The 14,465-nt window shown below is 39.1% G+C and carries 14 protein-coding genes, 2 tRNA genes and 1 other annotated feature; of the genes, 9 read left to right on the top strand and 7 right to left on the bottom strand.

The genetic code is table 11. From position 1 onward, the window contains the following. The first annotated feature begins 520 nt into the window (after nucleotides 1-520). The 3 genes from KI375_RS12755 to KI375_RS12745 all read left to right on the top strand — a co-directional run bounded on the left by KI375_RS12755 (nucleotide 521) and on the right by KI375_RS12745 (nucleotide 3,199). Nucleotides 521-1,264, top strand: coding sequence for a metal ABC transporter ATP-binding protein (locus KI375_RS12755; protein WP_212973874.1), 744 nt, complete (start codon nucleotides 521-523; stop codon nucleotides 1,262-1,264). Beyond that, nucleotides 1,264-2,133 carry a metal ABC transporter permease gene (locus KI375_RS12750; RefSeq protein ID WP_212973873.1) on the top strand — a complete coding sequence of 290 codons (870 nt, stop codon included), beginning with the start codon at nucleotides 1,264-1,266 and terminating at the stop codon, nucleotides 2,131-2,133. The genes KI375_RS12755 and KI375_RS12750 overlap by 1 nt, the downstream gene beginning before the upstream one ends. Before the next feature lie 112 nt (nucleotides 2,134-2,245). Further along, entirely contained in the window at nucleotides 2,246-3,199 is a 954-nt protein-coding gene (locus KI375_RS12745; RefSeq protein ID WP_212973872.1) for a metal ABC transporter substrate-binding protein, read from the top strand. A 412-nt stretch (nucleotides 3,200-3,611) separates the two neighbouring features. On the opposite strand, the gene KI375_RS12740 is transcribed toward KI375_RS12745, so the two are convergent. Next, nucleotides 3,612-4,316, bottom strand: a complete 705-nt coding sequence (locus KI375_RS12740; protein WP_212973871.1) for a hypothetical protein — start codon at nucleotides 4,314-4,316, stop codon at nucleotides 3,612-3,614. Nucleotides 4,317-4,460: 144 nt separating this feature from the next. Between KI375_RS12740 and KI375_RS12735 the strand changes: the two genes are divergently transcribed. From KI375_RS12735 to KI375_RS12725, 3 genes are all read left to right on the top strand, one after another. Then, nucleotides 4,461-4,898 (top strand): DUF2521 family protein, encoded by a 438-nt coding sequence (locus tag KI375_RS12735; protein ID WP_212973870.1) that lies wholly within the window; start codon nucleotides 4,461-4,463, stop codon nucleotides 4,896-4,898. Between the two features lie 358 nt (nucleotides 4,899-5,256). After that, nucleotides 5,257-5,976 carry an N-acetylmuramoyl-L-alanine amidase CwlD gene (cwlD, locus tag KI375_RS12730; RefSeq protein WP_212973869.1) on the top strand — a complete coding sequence of 240 codons (720 nt, stop codon included), beginning with the start codon at nucleotides 5,257-5,259 and terminating at the stop codon, nucleotides 5,974-5,976. 299 nt (nucleotides 5,977-6,275) lie between these two features. Further along, nucleotides 6,276-7,343: an Mrp/NBP35 family ATP-binding protein gene (locus tag KI375_RS12725; RefSeq protein WP_212973868.1), complete on the top strand. Its 1,068-nt coding sequence runs from the start codon at nucleotides 6,276-6,278 to the stop codon at nucleotides 7,341-7,343. Nucleotides 7,344-7,435: 92 nt separating this feature from the next. On the opposite strand, the gene gerD is transcribed toward KI375_RS12725, so the two are convergent. Beyond that, nucleotides 7,436-8,014, bottom strand: a complete 579-nt coding sequence (gene gerD, locus KI375_RS12720) for a spore germination lipoprotein GerD (protein ID WP_212973867.1) — start codon at nucleotides 8,012-8,014, stop codon at nucleotides 7,436-7,438. 172 nt (nucleotides 8,015-8,186) lie between these two features. Here gerD and KI375_RS12715 point away from each other — a divergent pair, with 172 nt between their 5' ends. After that, complete coding sequence (locus KI375_RS12715) at nucleotides 8,187-8,867, top strand: KinB-signaling pathway activation protein (protein ID WP_212973866.1); 681 nt, start codon at nucleotides 8,187-8,189, stop codon at nucleotides 8,865-8,867. A gap of 42 nt (nucleotides 8,868-8,909) precedes the next feature. Here KI375_RS12715 and KI375_RS12710 read toward each other — a convergent pair whose 3' ends face one another. Then, nucleotides 8,910-9,659, bottom strand: a complete 750-nt coding sequence (locus KI375_RS12710; RefSeq protein WP_212973865.1) for a polysaccharide deacetylase family protein — start codon at nucleotides 9,657-9,659, stop codon at nucleotides 8,910-8,912. Between the two features lie 151 nt (nucleotides 9,660-9,810). Here KI375_RS12710 and KI375_RS12705 point away from each other — a divergent pair. Both KI375_RS12705 and KI375_RS12700 read left to right on the top strand, forming a co-directional pair. Beyond that, nucleotides 9,811-9,885: transfer RNA gene (locus KI375_RS12705), tRNA-Asn, on the top strand. 1 nt (nucleotide 9,886) lies between these two features. Beyond that, nucleotides 9,887-9,959, top strand: a tRNA-Thr gene (locus KI375_RS12700). An 88-nt stretch (nucleotides 9,960-10,047) separates the two neighbouring features. On the opposite strand, the gene KI375_RS12695 is transcribed toward KI375_RS12700, so the two are convergent. The 4 genes from KI375_RS12695 to KI375_RS12680 all read right to left on the bottom strand — a co-directional run bounded on the left by KI375_RS12695 (nucleotide 10,048) and on the right by KI375_RS12680 (nucleotide 14,105). Then, on the bottom strand, nucleotides 10,048-10,881 hold the full coding sequence (locus KI375_RS12695) for an energy-coupling factor transporter transmembrane component T family protein (RefSeq protein ID WP_212973864.1): 834 nt from the start codon (nucleotides 10,879-10,881) through the stop codon (nucleotides 10,048-10,050). Beyond that, nucleotides 10,872-12,578: an ABC transporter ATP-binding protein gene (locus KI375_RS12690; RefSeq protein ID WP_212973863.1), complete on the bottom strand. Its 1,707-nt coding sequence runs from the start codon at nucleotides 12,576-12,578 to the stop codon at nucleotides 10,872-10,874. Before KI375_RS12690 ends, KI375_RS12695 begins: the two co-directional genes overlap by 10 nt. Before the next feature lie 74 nt (nucleotides 12,579-12,652). Continuing rightward, complete coding sequence (locus KI375_RS12685; protein ID WP_212973862.1) at nucleotides 12,653-13,207, bottom strand: ECF-type riboflavin transporter substrate-binding protein; 555 nt, start codon at nucleotides 13,205-13,207, stop codon at nucleotides 12,653-12,655. A 34-nt stretch (nucleotides 13,208-13,241) separates the two neighbouring features. After that, nucleotides 13,242-14,105 (bottom strand): SAM hydrolase/SAM-dependent halogenase family protein, encoded by an 864-nt coding sequence (locus tag KI375_RS12680; RefSeq protein WP_212973861.1) that lies wholly within the window; start codon nucleotides 14,103-14,105, stop codon nucleotides 13,242-13,244. Nucleotides 14,106-14,174: 69 nt separating this feature from the next. Continuing rightward, nucleotides 14,175-14,452: a binding site (T-box leader), on the bottom strand. Nucleotides 14,453-14,465 lie beyond the last annotated feature (13 nt).

Genomic DNA, 14,465 nt, shown 5'->3' with positions numbered 1-14,465 from the left:
AAACCTCCTCAATTTGTGAAATAGTGAGCAAAAAAGGGAAGAAATGTTTGTGAAACATTGAACAATTGATTCATTTATAGTATACCATATCTTGACGAAAAAAGGGGGAGCATTTATTACATTCCTTATGAAATTTTTTTTTGATGTCTAAGAACTTTTTGGTGCATACCGTAGTCTTAAAAGCATTTAATTTTAAATGATTTAATAAAAAATTATGAAATGGGGTTTACAAATAAGGGGAGAGAGCGTATAGTATAATTAAAATTTGGACTAGGGAAACTTATTGTCATATAACTAACAAATGAGGATTCACCCAATAAAATATATATAGGAATGATCAAGAGGTGAGCGTGATGGAAACAGCAGTAAGGAAATCCATATAGATGAATAACAACTTGGGTTAAAGCTGAGTGACAATCATATATAAATACATTTTAAAATCATTTCAGAAAAATGTTAGATGAATCATACGAAAACAGAAGTATGAAGATAGGCTAACTTATAGAGGGAGTGCATAGACATGACGTCTGCCTTAAAAGTAAAAAAGTTATTCGTTTCTTATCACGGGACGGAAGCTTTACATGATATCAGCTTCACTGTTGAGAAGGGAAAATTAGTTGGAATTATCGGGCCTAATGGAGCAGGGAAATCAACGCTCCTTAAATCTATGCTTGAATTAATTTCTAAAGATTATGGAGAGGTCGAAGTATTTGGCCAACCGATAAAAGCCGTTCGGAAAAGAATAACGTATGTTCCGCAACGCTCAGATATTGATTGGACATTTCCTATTAATGTGATTGATACGGTCCTTCTCGGCACTTATCCAGAACTAGGAGTTATTCGTCGTCCGAGGAGAAAACACAAAGATTGGGCGTATGAATGTCTTGAAAAAGTGGGAATGGAAAAATACAGTAACCGCCAAATTGGAGAACTTTCGGGGGGACAGCAGCAACGTGTTTTCATGGCAAGAGCACTTGCTCAGAAAGCCGACTTGTTTTGTTTAGATGAGCCATTTGTTGGAATTGATGCAACAAGCGAAGAAACAATCGTGAATATATTAAAGGATTTAAAGAATGAGGGGAAAACCGTGCTTGTCGTCCATCATGATTTAAATAAAGCTTCCACTTATTTCGATGATGTCATCTTATTAAACAAGGAATTGATTAAAGATGGGCCTGTAGAAGAAGTGTTACGTCCAGAAATAATGATGAAGGCATATCAATCACAGCTGCCTTTCTTATCTGCGGAAGGGGTGACAGTCTGATGGAATTTATACACGCCGTGTTTGAATATGGTTTTTTGCAAAAGGCATTATTAACTTCAATTATGGTAGGGATTATAAGTGGAGTGATTGGAAGCTTTATTGTTTTGAGAGGAATGGCCTTGATGGGAGATGCTATCTCACATGCTGTATTACCAGGTGTAGCGATTTCCTATATGTTAGGTGTTAACTTTTTCTATGGAGCAGTTATTACAGGCATACTCGCGGCTCTAGGGATCGGTTTTGTTAATAGTAATAGCAATATAAAGAATGATTCATCGATTGGGATTGTCTTTACCGCCTTCTTTGCTCTGGGGATTGTGCTAATAACCTCCTTAACAAGTTCGACAGATCTATATCATATTTTGTTTGGTAATGTATTGGCCGTCCGTTCTTCTGATATGTGGCTAACATTAATCATTGGGATTATTATACTAGCTTGCGTGTATCTATTTTATAAAGAACTTTTAATAAGTTCGTTTGATCCAACCATGTCGGCAACATATGGGTTACCAAACCAATTTATCCATTATTTTTTAATGACTTTGTTAACCTTAGTGACAGTTGCTTCATTGCAAACAGTGGGAGTTATTTTAGTTGTTGCCATGTTAATTACACCTGCTTCAACAGCCTATCTTTTAACTAACCGGCTGTCGACGATGATCTTTTTAGCAATGGGCTTTGGGGTAATTGCAGCTATTGTTGGTTTATACCTAAGCTTTATACACAATTTATCTTCAGGTGGTTCGATTGTTCTAGTTTCAGCAGCATTATTTGTCATCGTTTTTATCATATCACCCAAACATGGAGTGCTATTTAAGAAGCTGGCAAGCAATAGAAAAAGAAATGAAGTTCGAATGAATAATGGGTAACATGGCATCCTAAGCATTCGTTACTTTAGAAAGCAAGAGGAAGATCTACATGAACTGACTTTTACCCATTCAAAGGGAGAAGAAATATTAGGGGAAATGAGGAGATAATTCAATGAAGAATGTTTTTAAACTAGGGATTACAGCGTTAATGGCACTATTGTTGATAGTGGGTTGTTCATCTAACGACACTGGTGCAAACGATGGATCGGATACTGGAGATACTGCAGATTCATTAAAGGTGGTTACCACCTATTCAATCCTTTACGATATGGTACAGGAAGTAGGCGGCGATCGTGTTGACGTATACTCTATTGTTCCGATTGGGCAGGATCCACATGAGTATGATCCACTACCTGAAGATGTTAAACAGACTGCAGACGCGGATATGGTTTTTTATAACGGTTTAAACCTTGAGGAAGGGAATGGATGGTTTGACCGATTACTTGAAACAACGGATAAGGATGGGGATGATTCCTCAGTCTATGTTCTCAGCGAAGGAGTCGAACCGAAATATTTAACGACTGAAGGACAAGAAAATGAACAGGATCCTCATGCTTGGCTAAATATTGAAAATGGAATTAAATATGTAGAAAATGCCCGAGACATGTTGATAAAAGAAGATCCAGAAGGTGAAAGCTATTATACGGAAAACGCGGATAAATATATTGAGGAATTGCGAAAATTACACGATGAAGCCATCGAACGCTTTGAGGGCCTTCCTGATGAACGTAAAGCATTTGTAACAAGTGAAGGAGCCTTCAAATATTTTGCTGACGCATATGGTCTCAATGGGGAATACATTTGGGAAATCAATACAGAGGATGAAGGTACGCCGGACCAAATGAAACGAATTACTGACATTGTCAAAGAGCAAAACATCCCTGCTTTATTTGTAGAAACTAGCGTTGATCCTCGAAGCATGGAGGCTCTTGCGGATGAAACAGGAAAAGAAATAAAAGGAAATCTGTTTACGGATTCTTTAGGTGAAGCCGGTGAAGATGGGGACACTTATTATAAAATGATGGAATGGAATTTTGATACCATTTATGATGGGGTAAAGGAATAGTTGCTAAAATGGAGAAGCGAACAAGGGGTTTGTAGATCTTAATGTATCTCTGAGCTATAAACAACTCTAATAAAAAAGGGCTCTCGTATCATAGTGATATGAGGGTTCTTTTTTAAAAGATAAGAAAGCCTAGCCTTAAGATTGCCCTAAGGCTAGGCAGTTGTTGTCTAGCTGCAGGCGCCATCGGCTCGAGGCTCGCAGGAGCGAGTCCATTGGTGTTGCGACGTACAGGATGTACTAGTGCAGACGAAGCGAATTTAGCCGATGTTCTGCATAATAACCTGAGCCACTGAAAGGCAAAGAACGCCTTTCTTTTCTTGACTCAGAACATTTGCTTGTCGCCGATAGGCGGGCGCCTTGCGCTTTTCTTATAATGCTGTCCATATACTAGTAAACCTTTATGTAATCGATTTTATTCAAGGTGTCTTTCGTCCACCTCTTCTGTCCCCACAAGAAATTCTTCAATCTCTTTTGATAAAACATGATGGTTCTTATCAAAGTAATTTTCGCCATTAAAATAAATTGCATGCTTCTCTGCAATGGGAGAAGTCGAATACAAGATAAAAGTGAACGCTTTTGATTGCGGATCTTCTTCCTGATAAACAATGGTGTCATCTGTTTGGTTTGATTGTAAGATAGCAATTAATGTTTGTAATTCCTCGCTTTGTTCAATTAACTTTTTAAAAAGAAACTGATTGTAATCAACCTCTTCATAAACCTCTATTTTTTTAAACGCTGGCGGATCACCTTGTTCAAGTATACGTTTATCTGGCACGTATCCTTCCTTCACATAGATCTTAAATCCATTAATGTTATTCGAATCTTTAACCGCGATCAGGTGAGAATGATTAATAACGGAGTATAATTTCGTTCCTGCTTTTAAATAGGCTGCATCACCATTTTTAGGAGTGTATTTTGTGTTTTTAACATGGTCTTTTAACTTTTTCTTAATTTCCCCAATTGGCTCCCCAATAAAATTGGGATCTGAAATTTCAACATACTGAGTTGCTAGGTATTGATTACCTTGAAATTCTAGAAAGTCTGTCCACTCAATATTTGTCTCAGAGCATCCCGCTAATAAGATGAGGATTGTGAATATGAACCATCTCTTCTTCATAGGCAATTCTCCTCCTATTATATAGACGTTTATTTTAAATAAATGTTTCAGATAAATGGAAAAAAACTGCACTTTTTTTTTATGATCAGTTATGTATGACTTTTATTTGAACGTTGAGACTATAAATAGGAGGCTGAATACAACATGAATAATGTCGCATCTTTTTCAGAGAAAAAGCGAGAAAAGCAGTTAACTTATGAAAGGAAGTTATTACGCAATCTTTCAATAGATGAATTAAAGAAAAGTGTTCTTCAGCATATAAAAACTGTTGGAGTAGGAATGTTTGGTGACGATGGGGTAGAAGAGGCGTGCTTTGATATTGCCATTGAAGCGTACTTAAACGGAGGCGAATACAGTCGTTTTGTTCTCTATGGGGAAACATTGGAGATGATTAGCAATCGATGTGGAGAAGATCGGGTACATTTTATGAACACCTTATACAATTTTTGGCTTTATTGGGATTATGGGCAAAAGCTTATCGAAGAAAAGTCTACCTATGCTGCTTGTGAACAGTTTATTAATGAGTGGTGGAGGAGAGGCTTTCAGCAAGGGGAGCAGCGTTACAAACTTCGCCTACATTAAAGTTCTAAAAGAGATTCTTGTCCCATAAATTAAAAAAAGAGGATGTTCAAAAAGTCCGGTAAAAATGACACTTCGAGATAAAGGATCTTCGACTAAGCACCGAAACGCCTGTGTCGAACGTCGAAGCCACCACACGCGCGCAAGTTCATTGGCTTGTTTCTCCGCTGCTTTCTTCGTGCGATGCAGGTTCAGGGTAGCTTTCCTCGTGCTCATGTATCAGGATAAGGATCTTCTACTAAATCCGCCCACGCCCTGTGGGCAACGTAGAAGTCAGCACGTCAGCGCCTTTAGCCGACTTGGTCCTTTTTATCATCCTTTTTGAACTTACATTAGGAGAAAGTATGAAGGAGTTTTGGGGATGAGAAAAAGTCTAAAAGTGGCCTTATTTTTTATCGGAGCGGCTGTATTGTTTCTTTTATTGCAATATAAGTTTATACCAAAGGATTCCTTTGATGCTTGGAGCTTACCTTTATCAGGGAAGATTATTTATTTAGATCCAGGCCATGGTGGTCCAGATGGGGGAGCAGGAGATTCAGAAGCATTAGAAAAGGATATTGCATTAGATGTCTCACTGAAACTGCGTGATTACCTTCAAGAGCAGGGCGCTTTAGTATTAATGACAAGGGAAACAGACAATGATCTGGCTGGTAGTGATGTAAAGGGGTATAGCAGGAGAAAAACAGAAGATCTACATCAAAGAGTGAAGCTGGTGAATGAGTCAAAGGCAGATCTTGTCATTAGTATTCATCTGAATGCTATTCCGTCACCACGCTGGAGTGGTGCCCAAACATTTTATACGCCACATTATGCAGCGAATAAACGAGCTGCGACTTTTATCCAAGCCGAATTGGTTGAGACTTTAGAAAATACGGACAGGAAAGCAAAGATCATTGAGAATGTATATTTATTGAAAAAAACTAAAAAGCCAAGTGCATTAGTGGAAATTGGTTTTTTGTCTAATCCAACAGAACGAGAAAATTTACTTTTAGATACGTATCAAGATAAAGTTGCCTTTTCAATCTATAAAGGTATTACTCGCTATTTTACAGAAGAGCCATCCCTTGAATCAGACATGTAAGGATGGAACTAAATTCATTACAACAATCGTCACACGTTTGTGACCACGTCCTGCAGGCCTCGATAAAAATGATACTGCGAGCGAGATAGGGTACCGACACGTTGAACGTTGAAGTCACCACAACACGCGCAAGGATGTACTAGCATTACCGACAGGATGTCAGCATAGTCGCAGACTTGGTCCTTTTTTATGCACCTTTCTTTCTGTTATTTTCCTCTCAAGCGTATAACAATCTGATCAAAGTGAAGTATGTTATACTGAGTGTAGAAAGCGAATCCACAAAAAGGAAGGTGCCAATTTTGGTTACGAACGAGCAAGCTATTGAAATACTGAATAAAATGGAAGATCCATTACTACATAAAACGCTTAAAGAGACAAATGGGATTCTTGAGGTGAAAATCAAAGAAGAGAAATCTCATATTAGTGTAAAAATTGCGCTTGCCAAGACAGGAACGCCTGAACAATTACAATTCCAAATGAAAATTGTGGAGGCTTTGAAAGAGGCAGGTGCAGAAAGTGTTGGCATTCGTTTTGATCAATTAACTGAAGAAGAATTGGACAAGCATCGGGCTGCTGGGGCGATTCCAGGAGAAGAACCTGGAGGATTGCTGTCTCCTAATAGTTCAACAACCTTTATTGCGATCGCGAGTGGGAAAGGCGGAGTTGGAAAGTCAACTGTTTCCGTTAATTTAGCGGTTGCTTTAGCACGTCTCGGGAAAAAGGTTGGTTTAATTGATGCGGATATTTATGGCTTTAGTGTTCCAGATATGATGGGAATCGAAGACCGTCCAAAATTACAGGGAGATCGAATATTACCTGTTGATCGCTTTGGGGTCAAAGTCATATCGATGGCCTTCTTCGTAGAAGACAATGCGCCTGTTATCTGGCGTGGACCTATGTTAGGGAAGATGTTAAATAACTTTTTTACCGAGGTGGAATGGGGAGACCTTGATTATTTACTGTTAGATTTACCACCTGGAACAGGCGATATGGCTTTGGATGTGCACACAATTTTACCAAGCTGTAAGGAGATTATTGTGACAACTCCACATCCTACTGCTGCTTTTGTTGCTGCTAGAGCCGGTGCTATGGCTTTAAAGACAAACCATGAAATTCTTGGCGTGATTGAAAACATGGCCTATTTCGAAAGTAAGGTGACTGGAGAAAAGGAATATGTCTTTGGTAAAGGTGGAGGGGATAAGCTGGCTGAAGAATTGCAAACCGAGCTTATTGGCAGACTTCCATTACAGCAGCCTGATTGGAATGAAGAAGAATTTGCTCCATCGGTCTATGCTCAAGATCACCGAATTGGTAAGATTTATTATGAAGTAGCTGAAAAAGTGGCGGACCTTTTAGAGGAACGTTGAATTGCCTATTTTTAAAACGAGCCCCTGACGTCCTTCATAAAAGGATGATTAGGGGCTTCATGTTTGAGCTTGGAAAAAGGATGCCAGCTTAGTTAGGTGTCTTCCTTTTTACTGTCGTTCCCTTCTTCTCCCGCTTTTTTCGCTTCCTTCTGTAAAATATCTTCAATTTTGGCTTTATATAAAGGACTTTCTAATGTTTCCGAAATGACCTGTTGTAAATGTTCACGAAATTCCTTACTTTTAACGACTGTGGCATATTCCTTTTGCAACTCAGGATCTTTAAGAACATCAATAAATAATTGTTGATATTGTGGATCCTTCATTAAATCTGTAAGTAACTTTTCATGCTCTGTCTTCAAACTTTTGGCCATTGCCTCAGCAAATTTGGGGTCTTGAAAGGATTTTTTCCAAAAGTCCTCCGCTTTTTTGGAAGTCAATGCCTGCTCAATTGAAATCTTGACAATATCTTCATTCATAATCAATTGTTGCTTTATATCTTCATCACTAATAATTTCTTGGATGGCTTTTTTTCCGTCATCTGTTTTTAATATGTCTACAATCATCTTTTTCGTTTGATCGTAGTCCAGTTTTTCATTCCCTCCATCGGCTCCACCACAGGATGCTAATAAAAAAACAGATAGTATGAGGAGCAGAAAGACTCTTGTTTTCATGAGTGAGGAACGCTCCTTTCGTGAATGTAAAACGGTAAATGGATCCCCATTTTCCCTTACCTTTAATATGGTGGTTTGTGAAGATTTTATGCACAATCTGTCCAAACATAGCTTTTTTGCGCGAAGACTGATAAAATCGGTGTGATAAGGATATGTTATGGAGGATTAAACAGTGACGATACGCAACCTGATTAAATTTTTATTTAACTCCCTTTTACTGGGCGGTCTTATAACAGGAATTTTAGGGTTTTTAATTCGCTGGAATGAATTTCAGCCATATTTTACTGAGGTGAAAATCGGTGCCATTTTATCTACATTTATTTGGCTAGTTGGTGTTGGCTTAATCTTCGCTGTTGTAAGCCAAGTAGGATTTTTTGCTTATTTATTTATTCATCAATTTGGATTAGGTATTTTTCGGTCTATTTCATTATGGAATGCTGTCCAGCTTGTGCTGATTGTATTTGTCTTATTTGATCTCATTTATTTTCGCTTTCAAGCTTTTGCTGGAGCAGGGGAGAGTATTCTGCCCTATGTGGGATTGGCCATCTTTCTCCTTATAGCCGCATTAATTGTTGCGTACTTTAAAGCAAAAACGACCAACCGTGCAACCTTTGTGTCGGCACTCTTCTTTATGGTCGTTGTTACGATTTTAGAATGGCTCCCAGTATTACGAGTGAATGAAGTCAGTTGGGTTTATTTAATGATTTTTCCGTTGATTGCCTGCAATGCTTACCTCATTCTAATGTTGCCTAAATACAATAAATTATCAGCTGAAGAACGGAAAAGAAAGTCGTCTCAGAAAAACACTGTAAAAACTGAACATAAGAAACAAACACAAAAAGCGAATCGCTAATCGACTCGCTTTTTGTGTTTTGATAGGCGCCTTGCGCTTCTCTTATGGAACGAGCTTTGTTTTGACATTGCCATTGGTAATTAGGACGGAGAGATTAACTAAATCGTCTTTTTCTTTTAAGATCGATAAGATTTCAGGTAAGGCATCGGCAGTTTGTGTTGCTGCATCAGAAGCGTGCATCAAGACGATATCTCCTTTTTTTGCCTTTTTTACATTCTCGATGATTTCCTTTGTACCGGGGTTTTTCCAGTCTTGTGAATTTACGCTCCAGTGTACGACTGTTAATTCCAATTGCTCAGCTATTTTCAGTGTGCGTTCATCAAAATGACCTGTTGGGGAACGGAGAAGTGTTACTTCTTTTATCTCCTGTTTCTTTAAAATTTCAATTGACTTTAACATATCTCTTTTCACATCTTCGTCATCCAGTTCGGTGTAATCCTCATACGCGTAACCTAGGCTTCCGATTTCGTAGCCTAACTCAACAATCCGCTTAACCGTGTCAGGGTGTTTCTCTGCCCATGCCCCTGATAAAAAGAAGGTGGCAGATCGTATCTCCTTCTCTTCTAATACGTCCAGTATTGGCTCAGCTTGTACATCTCCCCAACCAATATTAAAGGTTAAACCAATCCCTTTATCGCCCTTGTATATCGCCTTTGGCCCGTCCTTTGTGCTAAATACAGGAATATATAAAGAGGATTGGGAGAAAAATAATACAGCTGTAAAAAATGAGATTAAGACAATAAACATTCCTTGTTTTACTTTTCGACCATTGACTGCTAAAAAGAATTTCATCTTCTTTCCTCCCTCATGCCCGTCCATTATCTAATCTATGCATGAGAAGTCGGTAGATATGATTATAAAAGTGATGAATGGAAAAAATAAAAAGGGTTGAAAAAAGTGGAAAATTGGTTATAATAGAAGTTGTCTATTGAATAAACTATATTCCGCAGTAGCTCAGTGGTAGAGCTATCGGCTGTTAACCGATCGGTCGTAGGTTCGAATCCTACCTGCGGAGCCATGCTTCCATAGCTCAGTTGGTAGAGTGCATCCATGGTAAGGATGAGGTCACCGGTTCAAGCCCGGTTGGAAGCTTACTATATAAACATTGATTTGAAGCGATTCTTGGTTACTCCAGGGGTCGTTTTTTCATTTGTAATCGATAGAATCGGGGCGATCACACTCATGCCCCGAATGGATTATAAAACCGACTCCCGTCATGAAAAGTAATCATTAGTGAAAGAACAAACGCAATTCCTACCAATATAAGCGTGATATAATCAATCCGTTTAAAGGGGCGGGCGCTGTACCAAGAGCGCTTTTTGTTTTTTCCAAAACCACGAAGCTCCATTGCATTGCTGACGGTTTCGATGCGGTCCAGGCTGGATAGAATTAACGGTATGACAATGGAAGCGATGTTTTTGACACGCTTTCCTAATTTCTCTTTGCGCGACATATCGATTCCACGGGCTTGTTGGTTGATGGAAATGTTGTGAAAGTCACGTTGAATGTCAGGGATATAGCGTAAGGCTAAGGCCACGGCATATGAAATTCGATAACTGACGCCGATTTTGTTCAATGAAGCTGCGAATTCACTTGGATTTGTCGTGACGATAAACAAGATGGCCACGGGAATAATTGTAAAATATTTTATTGTAATATTGAATTGATAAAATAGCTGCTCCCACGTTACATTATATCGTCCAACCAATTCAAACCATACATGGCTTGTCCCGTAAATTTTAACCCCTTCTTGTGGTGAAAAAATATAGATGGCAATATTATTCAGTAGTAAAAAAGCCAAGATAAAAATCAATATAAAAGAGATTTCACGAATTTTCACCTGTGACGCGATAAAAATTGCGATACTTGCTATCAATAAAAATAACAAAACTCGTGTATCGTATGTCAGCATGGCTGCGGTCGACCAGAGAATGAAACAGATGAGTTTTGTGACACCCGTCAGCCGGTGAATAGGAGAGGGACGATCGATATATCCAAGCATTTCTACTGCCATGTTTTTCGAACCTCCTTATCGAAGGTAATAAATCTTCTAACGAATTCTCTTGGTTCATGAATTTCCGCTTTAACAGCAAGATCGAATAATGAAGTTTCCTTCAGATTTGCCTTTTTGATTATTTCTCGGTCTGTAAGAATATTCGCCGAAGTGTCATCAGCGATCTTTTCTCCATCAGCAATGACAATCGCGCGAGGTGTGTACTCAAGCATTAAATGCATATCATGTGTGATGATTAAAATGGTGACGCCTTGTTCATTTAGTTCCATTAAAAATTCCATGATTTCTGTATAGTGTTTGAAGTCCTGACCCGCGGTTGGCTCATCTAAGATTAGGAGTTCGGGTTCCAACACCAATATAGAAGCGATCGTGACACGCTTCTTTTGCCCAAAGCTGAGAGCAGAAATCGGCCAGTTGCGAAAGGGGTAGAGTCCACATATTCGCAAAGTTTTTTCAACACGTTCTTTGATTTCATCTTCAGGTACACCACGTAAAACTAATCCTAATGAGACCTCTTCAAAAATCAGATGCTTTGAAATCATTTGGTTTGGATTTTGCATGACAAGTCCTATTCGCTCGGCACGTTCTTTAATCGTATCATTCGTAATATCTTCACCTTGAAAAAGAATTTGGCCGGAAATCGGTTTTATAAAGCCACAAATAAGGCTGGCCAAGGTTGATTTTCCCGCCCCGTTTTTCCCCGCAATACTGATCATTTCACCTTTATCAATGGAAAAGGAAACATGACGAATCGTTTCCTGGATGGGTGAATAACGAAAACAGATATCATCTAGTTCTAAAATGGTCTCCGTTTTCGCCTTTTCTTCAGGAGGATGGGTTGCTTTGAACCATGTGAGCAGCTTGTCCTTATCAACGGTGAATGTATTGATATGGGATGGCCTTGTTTCTGCAGTTACTTCAGACCCAGCATATTTGGCCGCTTTTACATAAAGTGGTTCACGAATATTACATTCTTCTAGAATGGAAGAAGCGAGTAGTTCATCAGGAGTTGAATCAGCTACAATTTTCCCTTCGTTGACAACGATAATTCGATCGACATGACAATCAAGGACATCTTCAAGACGATGTTCAATGATGATGACAGTAGTATCTGTTTCCTTTTGTATCTTATCTATGAGTTGAATCGCATGTTTTCCGGTAGCCGGATCTAGATTGGCGAGTGGTTCGTCAAATAGTAAAATATTAACATCATCTACCATAATTCCAGCAAGGGACACACGTTGTTTCTGTCCCCCTGACAATTGATGGAGCGAAGACTGTAAATAACGATCCATATCGACCATTTTGGAAACATCTTTTACAATAGAGACCATTTCATTTTGCGCACGGACATCATTTTCAAGAGCAAATGCAATATCCTCGCCAACTGTCAGCCCAATGAATTGCCCATCAGGGTCTTGGAGAACTGTTCCGACCATTTTGGATAATGTAAAAATATCGAGGTTATTCGTTTCTTGCCCCATTATTTTCAAATTTCCACTCATGTCACCTTTATAAGAAAAGGGAACTAACCCATTGAGACAATGACCAATCGTACTTTTACCTGAACCTGAAGGACCAACAATCAATACTTTTTCCCCTTCATAAATCGTTAAATTGATATCATGGAGGGTGGGATCAACTTGAGTGCGATATTTAAAATTAAACTGTTCGAATTGAATAACGGGCTTTTTCATTTTGATCTCCTTAAATACATTCAAAATGAGGAAATCGAGTTGCGATTTCCTCTCTATCATTTATACATTCTTTTTTAAGATTCCACTTTGAGGCTACCGCTCTTCACCCTTGTTTTAGCATAGGCTGCTAGTAGGATCGTACCAAGGACAGCAACCGTTACGATATTCGCAAGACCAGCGACAATTCCTTGTGTCCATACTTTGTTGGCTGGTTCTGCATAAATTAGTATATCGAGTGTAGGGGCAATAAGACCCCATCCAATAATTTGGGCAATGGCTTGAATAATATTAAAAGAAATGATTTTCTTTTTGCCAAATTCTCCGGATTCAATATTGATTCGTTTTGCAGCCAATCCAATTGTCAAACCAACAAAAGCAGAAACAATGACCCAGCTCCACCAAATATTACCATACGTGAGTGAATCCTGTAAGGCGTGCCCGATCAATCCAATCAGGCCTCCCGCAATAGGACCGAAAACAACCGCCATTAAAGCTAAAAATGCATACGCTGTATTGATCGATGTATTCGGGATTCCTGTTGGGATGGAAGCAAATCGTCCTAAAATAGCAAAAACGGCCGCTCCTATCCCAATCGCTACGATTGTTTTAATCGCTAATTGTTTCCCCATTTTTCCTTCTCCTCCTCCACTTTCTTTGCTCCTATTATCCCTGATTATATATGACTTTTGACACCTTGCGTAGTGAAATTTTCCAATTTGCCCCTGTTTCGATATGATACGCTTTGGCGAATGAACCTTGGTTGATGGCTATTCCAAGATTATCGAGTGAATTTACATATATTAATGGTTCACCTAAATGGCTATCCGCAAAAGAACGCCCATATGTCATGATGTTTTTGTACACTTGACGCGTATCATTTTGAATCGTCACTTCGAAATTATCTCCATATTCGATGCCTAATTGCAGGAAGAGTTTCCGGCTAATATTGGTCCATAGATTGCCAAAACGAATATCAAGAATATCAATATTTCCAGTGACTGAGGTCTCATCAATAGCCGGCTCATATTTTCGGAGTCCAATGATTGAATCCACGGGAACTTCTGGACCAACTTCCTCAAGTGAAATAACACCAGAGGCAAGTCTTGCTCCTGTATAGGCATAGACATCCCTTCCGTGAAATGTATACGATTCCCCAGATTTTGGTAGGCGATTGATGGTCTCATCAATTATTCTTACTTCAACAATCCCAGTAGTATCTTTTATATGGGTTAAGGTTCCGTTATCAGGAGTGACGATGTATTGACCTTCAGTGGTTTTCGCAACAACGCTGCGGCGGTCTGAGCCAACTCCTGGATCGACAACCGATACGAAGACCGTTCCTGCCGGCCAATATGTGATGGTTTGATAGAGGCGATATGATGCTTCCCATATATTATATTGCGGAATGTCATGAGTTAGGTCAAAGATTCTAAGTGTCGAATCGACTGAAGTCGCCACACCGTACATAGCACTGACGGCACCATCACTTAAACCAAAATCTGTTTGAATCACTAAACTGTTTGTCATTGTAAATTCCTCCATCTGAATAAAAATGTTTTAGAAAAGCAAAAAACCACGCCCGTATCTTTATGAAAAGATAAGGACGTGGTTAAATTTCACGTGGTACCACCTTAATTCACCGTTTGCTCACACAAAACAGTCTCTGCAAGTACTGGAGCCTAAATACAATCATGGCTCGAAATACTGTGGTATTGATAACGAGTACCAAATCTCGTCGGCACCTAATAATCCATAAGGACGTTCAGCTCGCAACTCAGAGGCCATTGTTCAGATCGTGATTTTTGCTTCTTTTCAGCTACCGAAGCTCTCTGTGTAAAACCCGTAATCCTACTTCTTCTCTTCATCGTCTTTAAAAAAAGTTAAGTA

The sequence above is a fragment of the Bacillus sp. J14TS2 genome, assembly GCF_018333015.1.
GTDB lineage: Bacteria > Bacillota > Bacilli > Bacillales > Bacillaceae_C > Lederbergia.
This window is presented reverse-complemented; position numbering and strand designations above follow the sequence as displayed.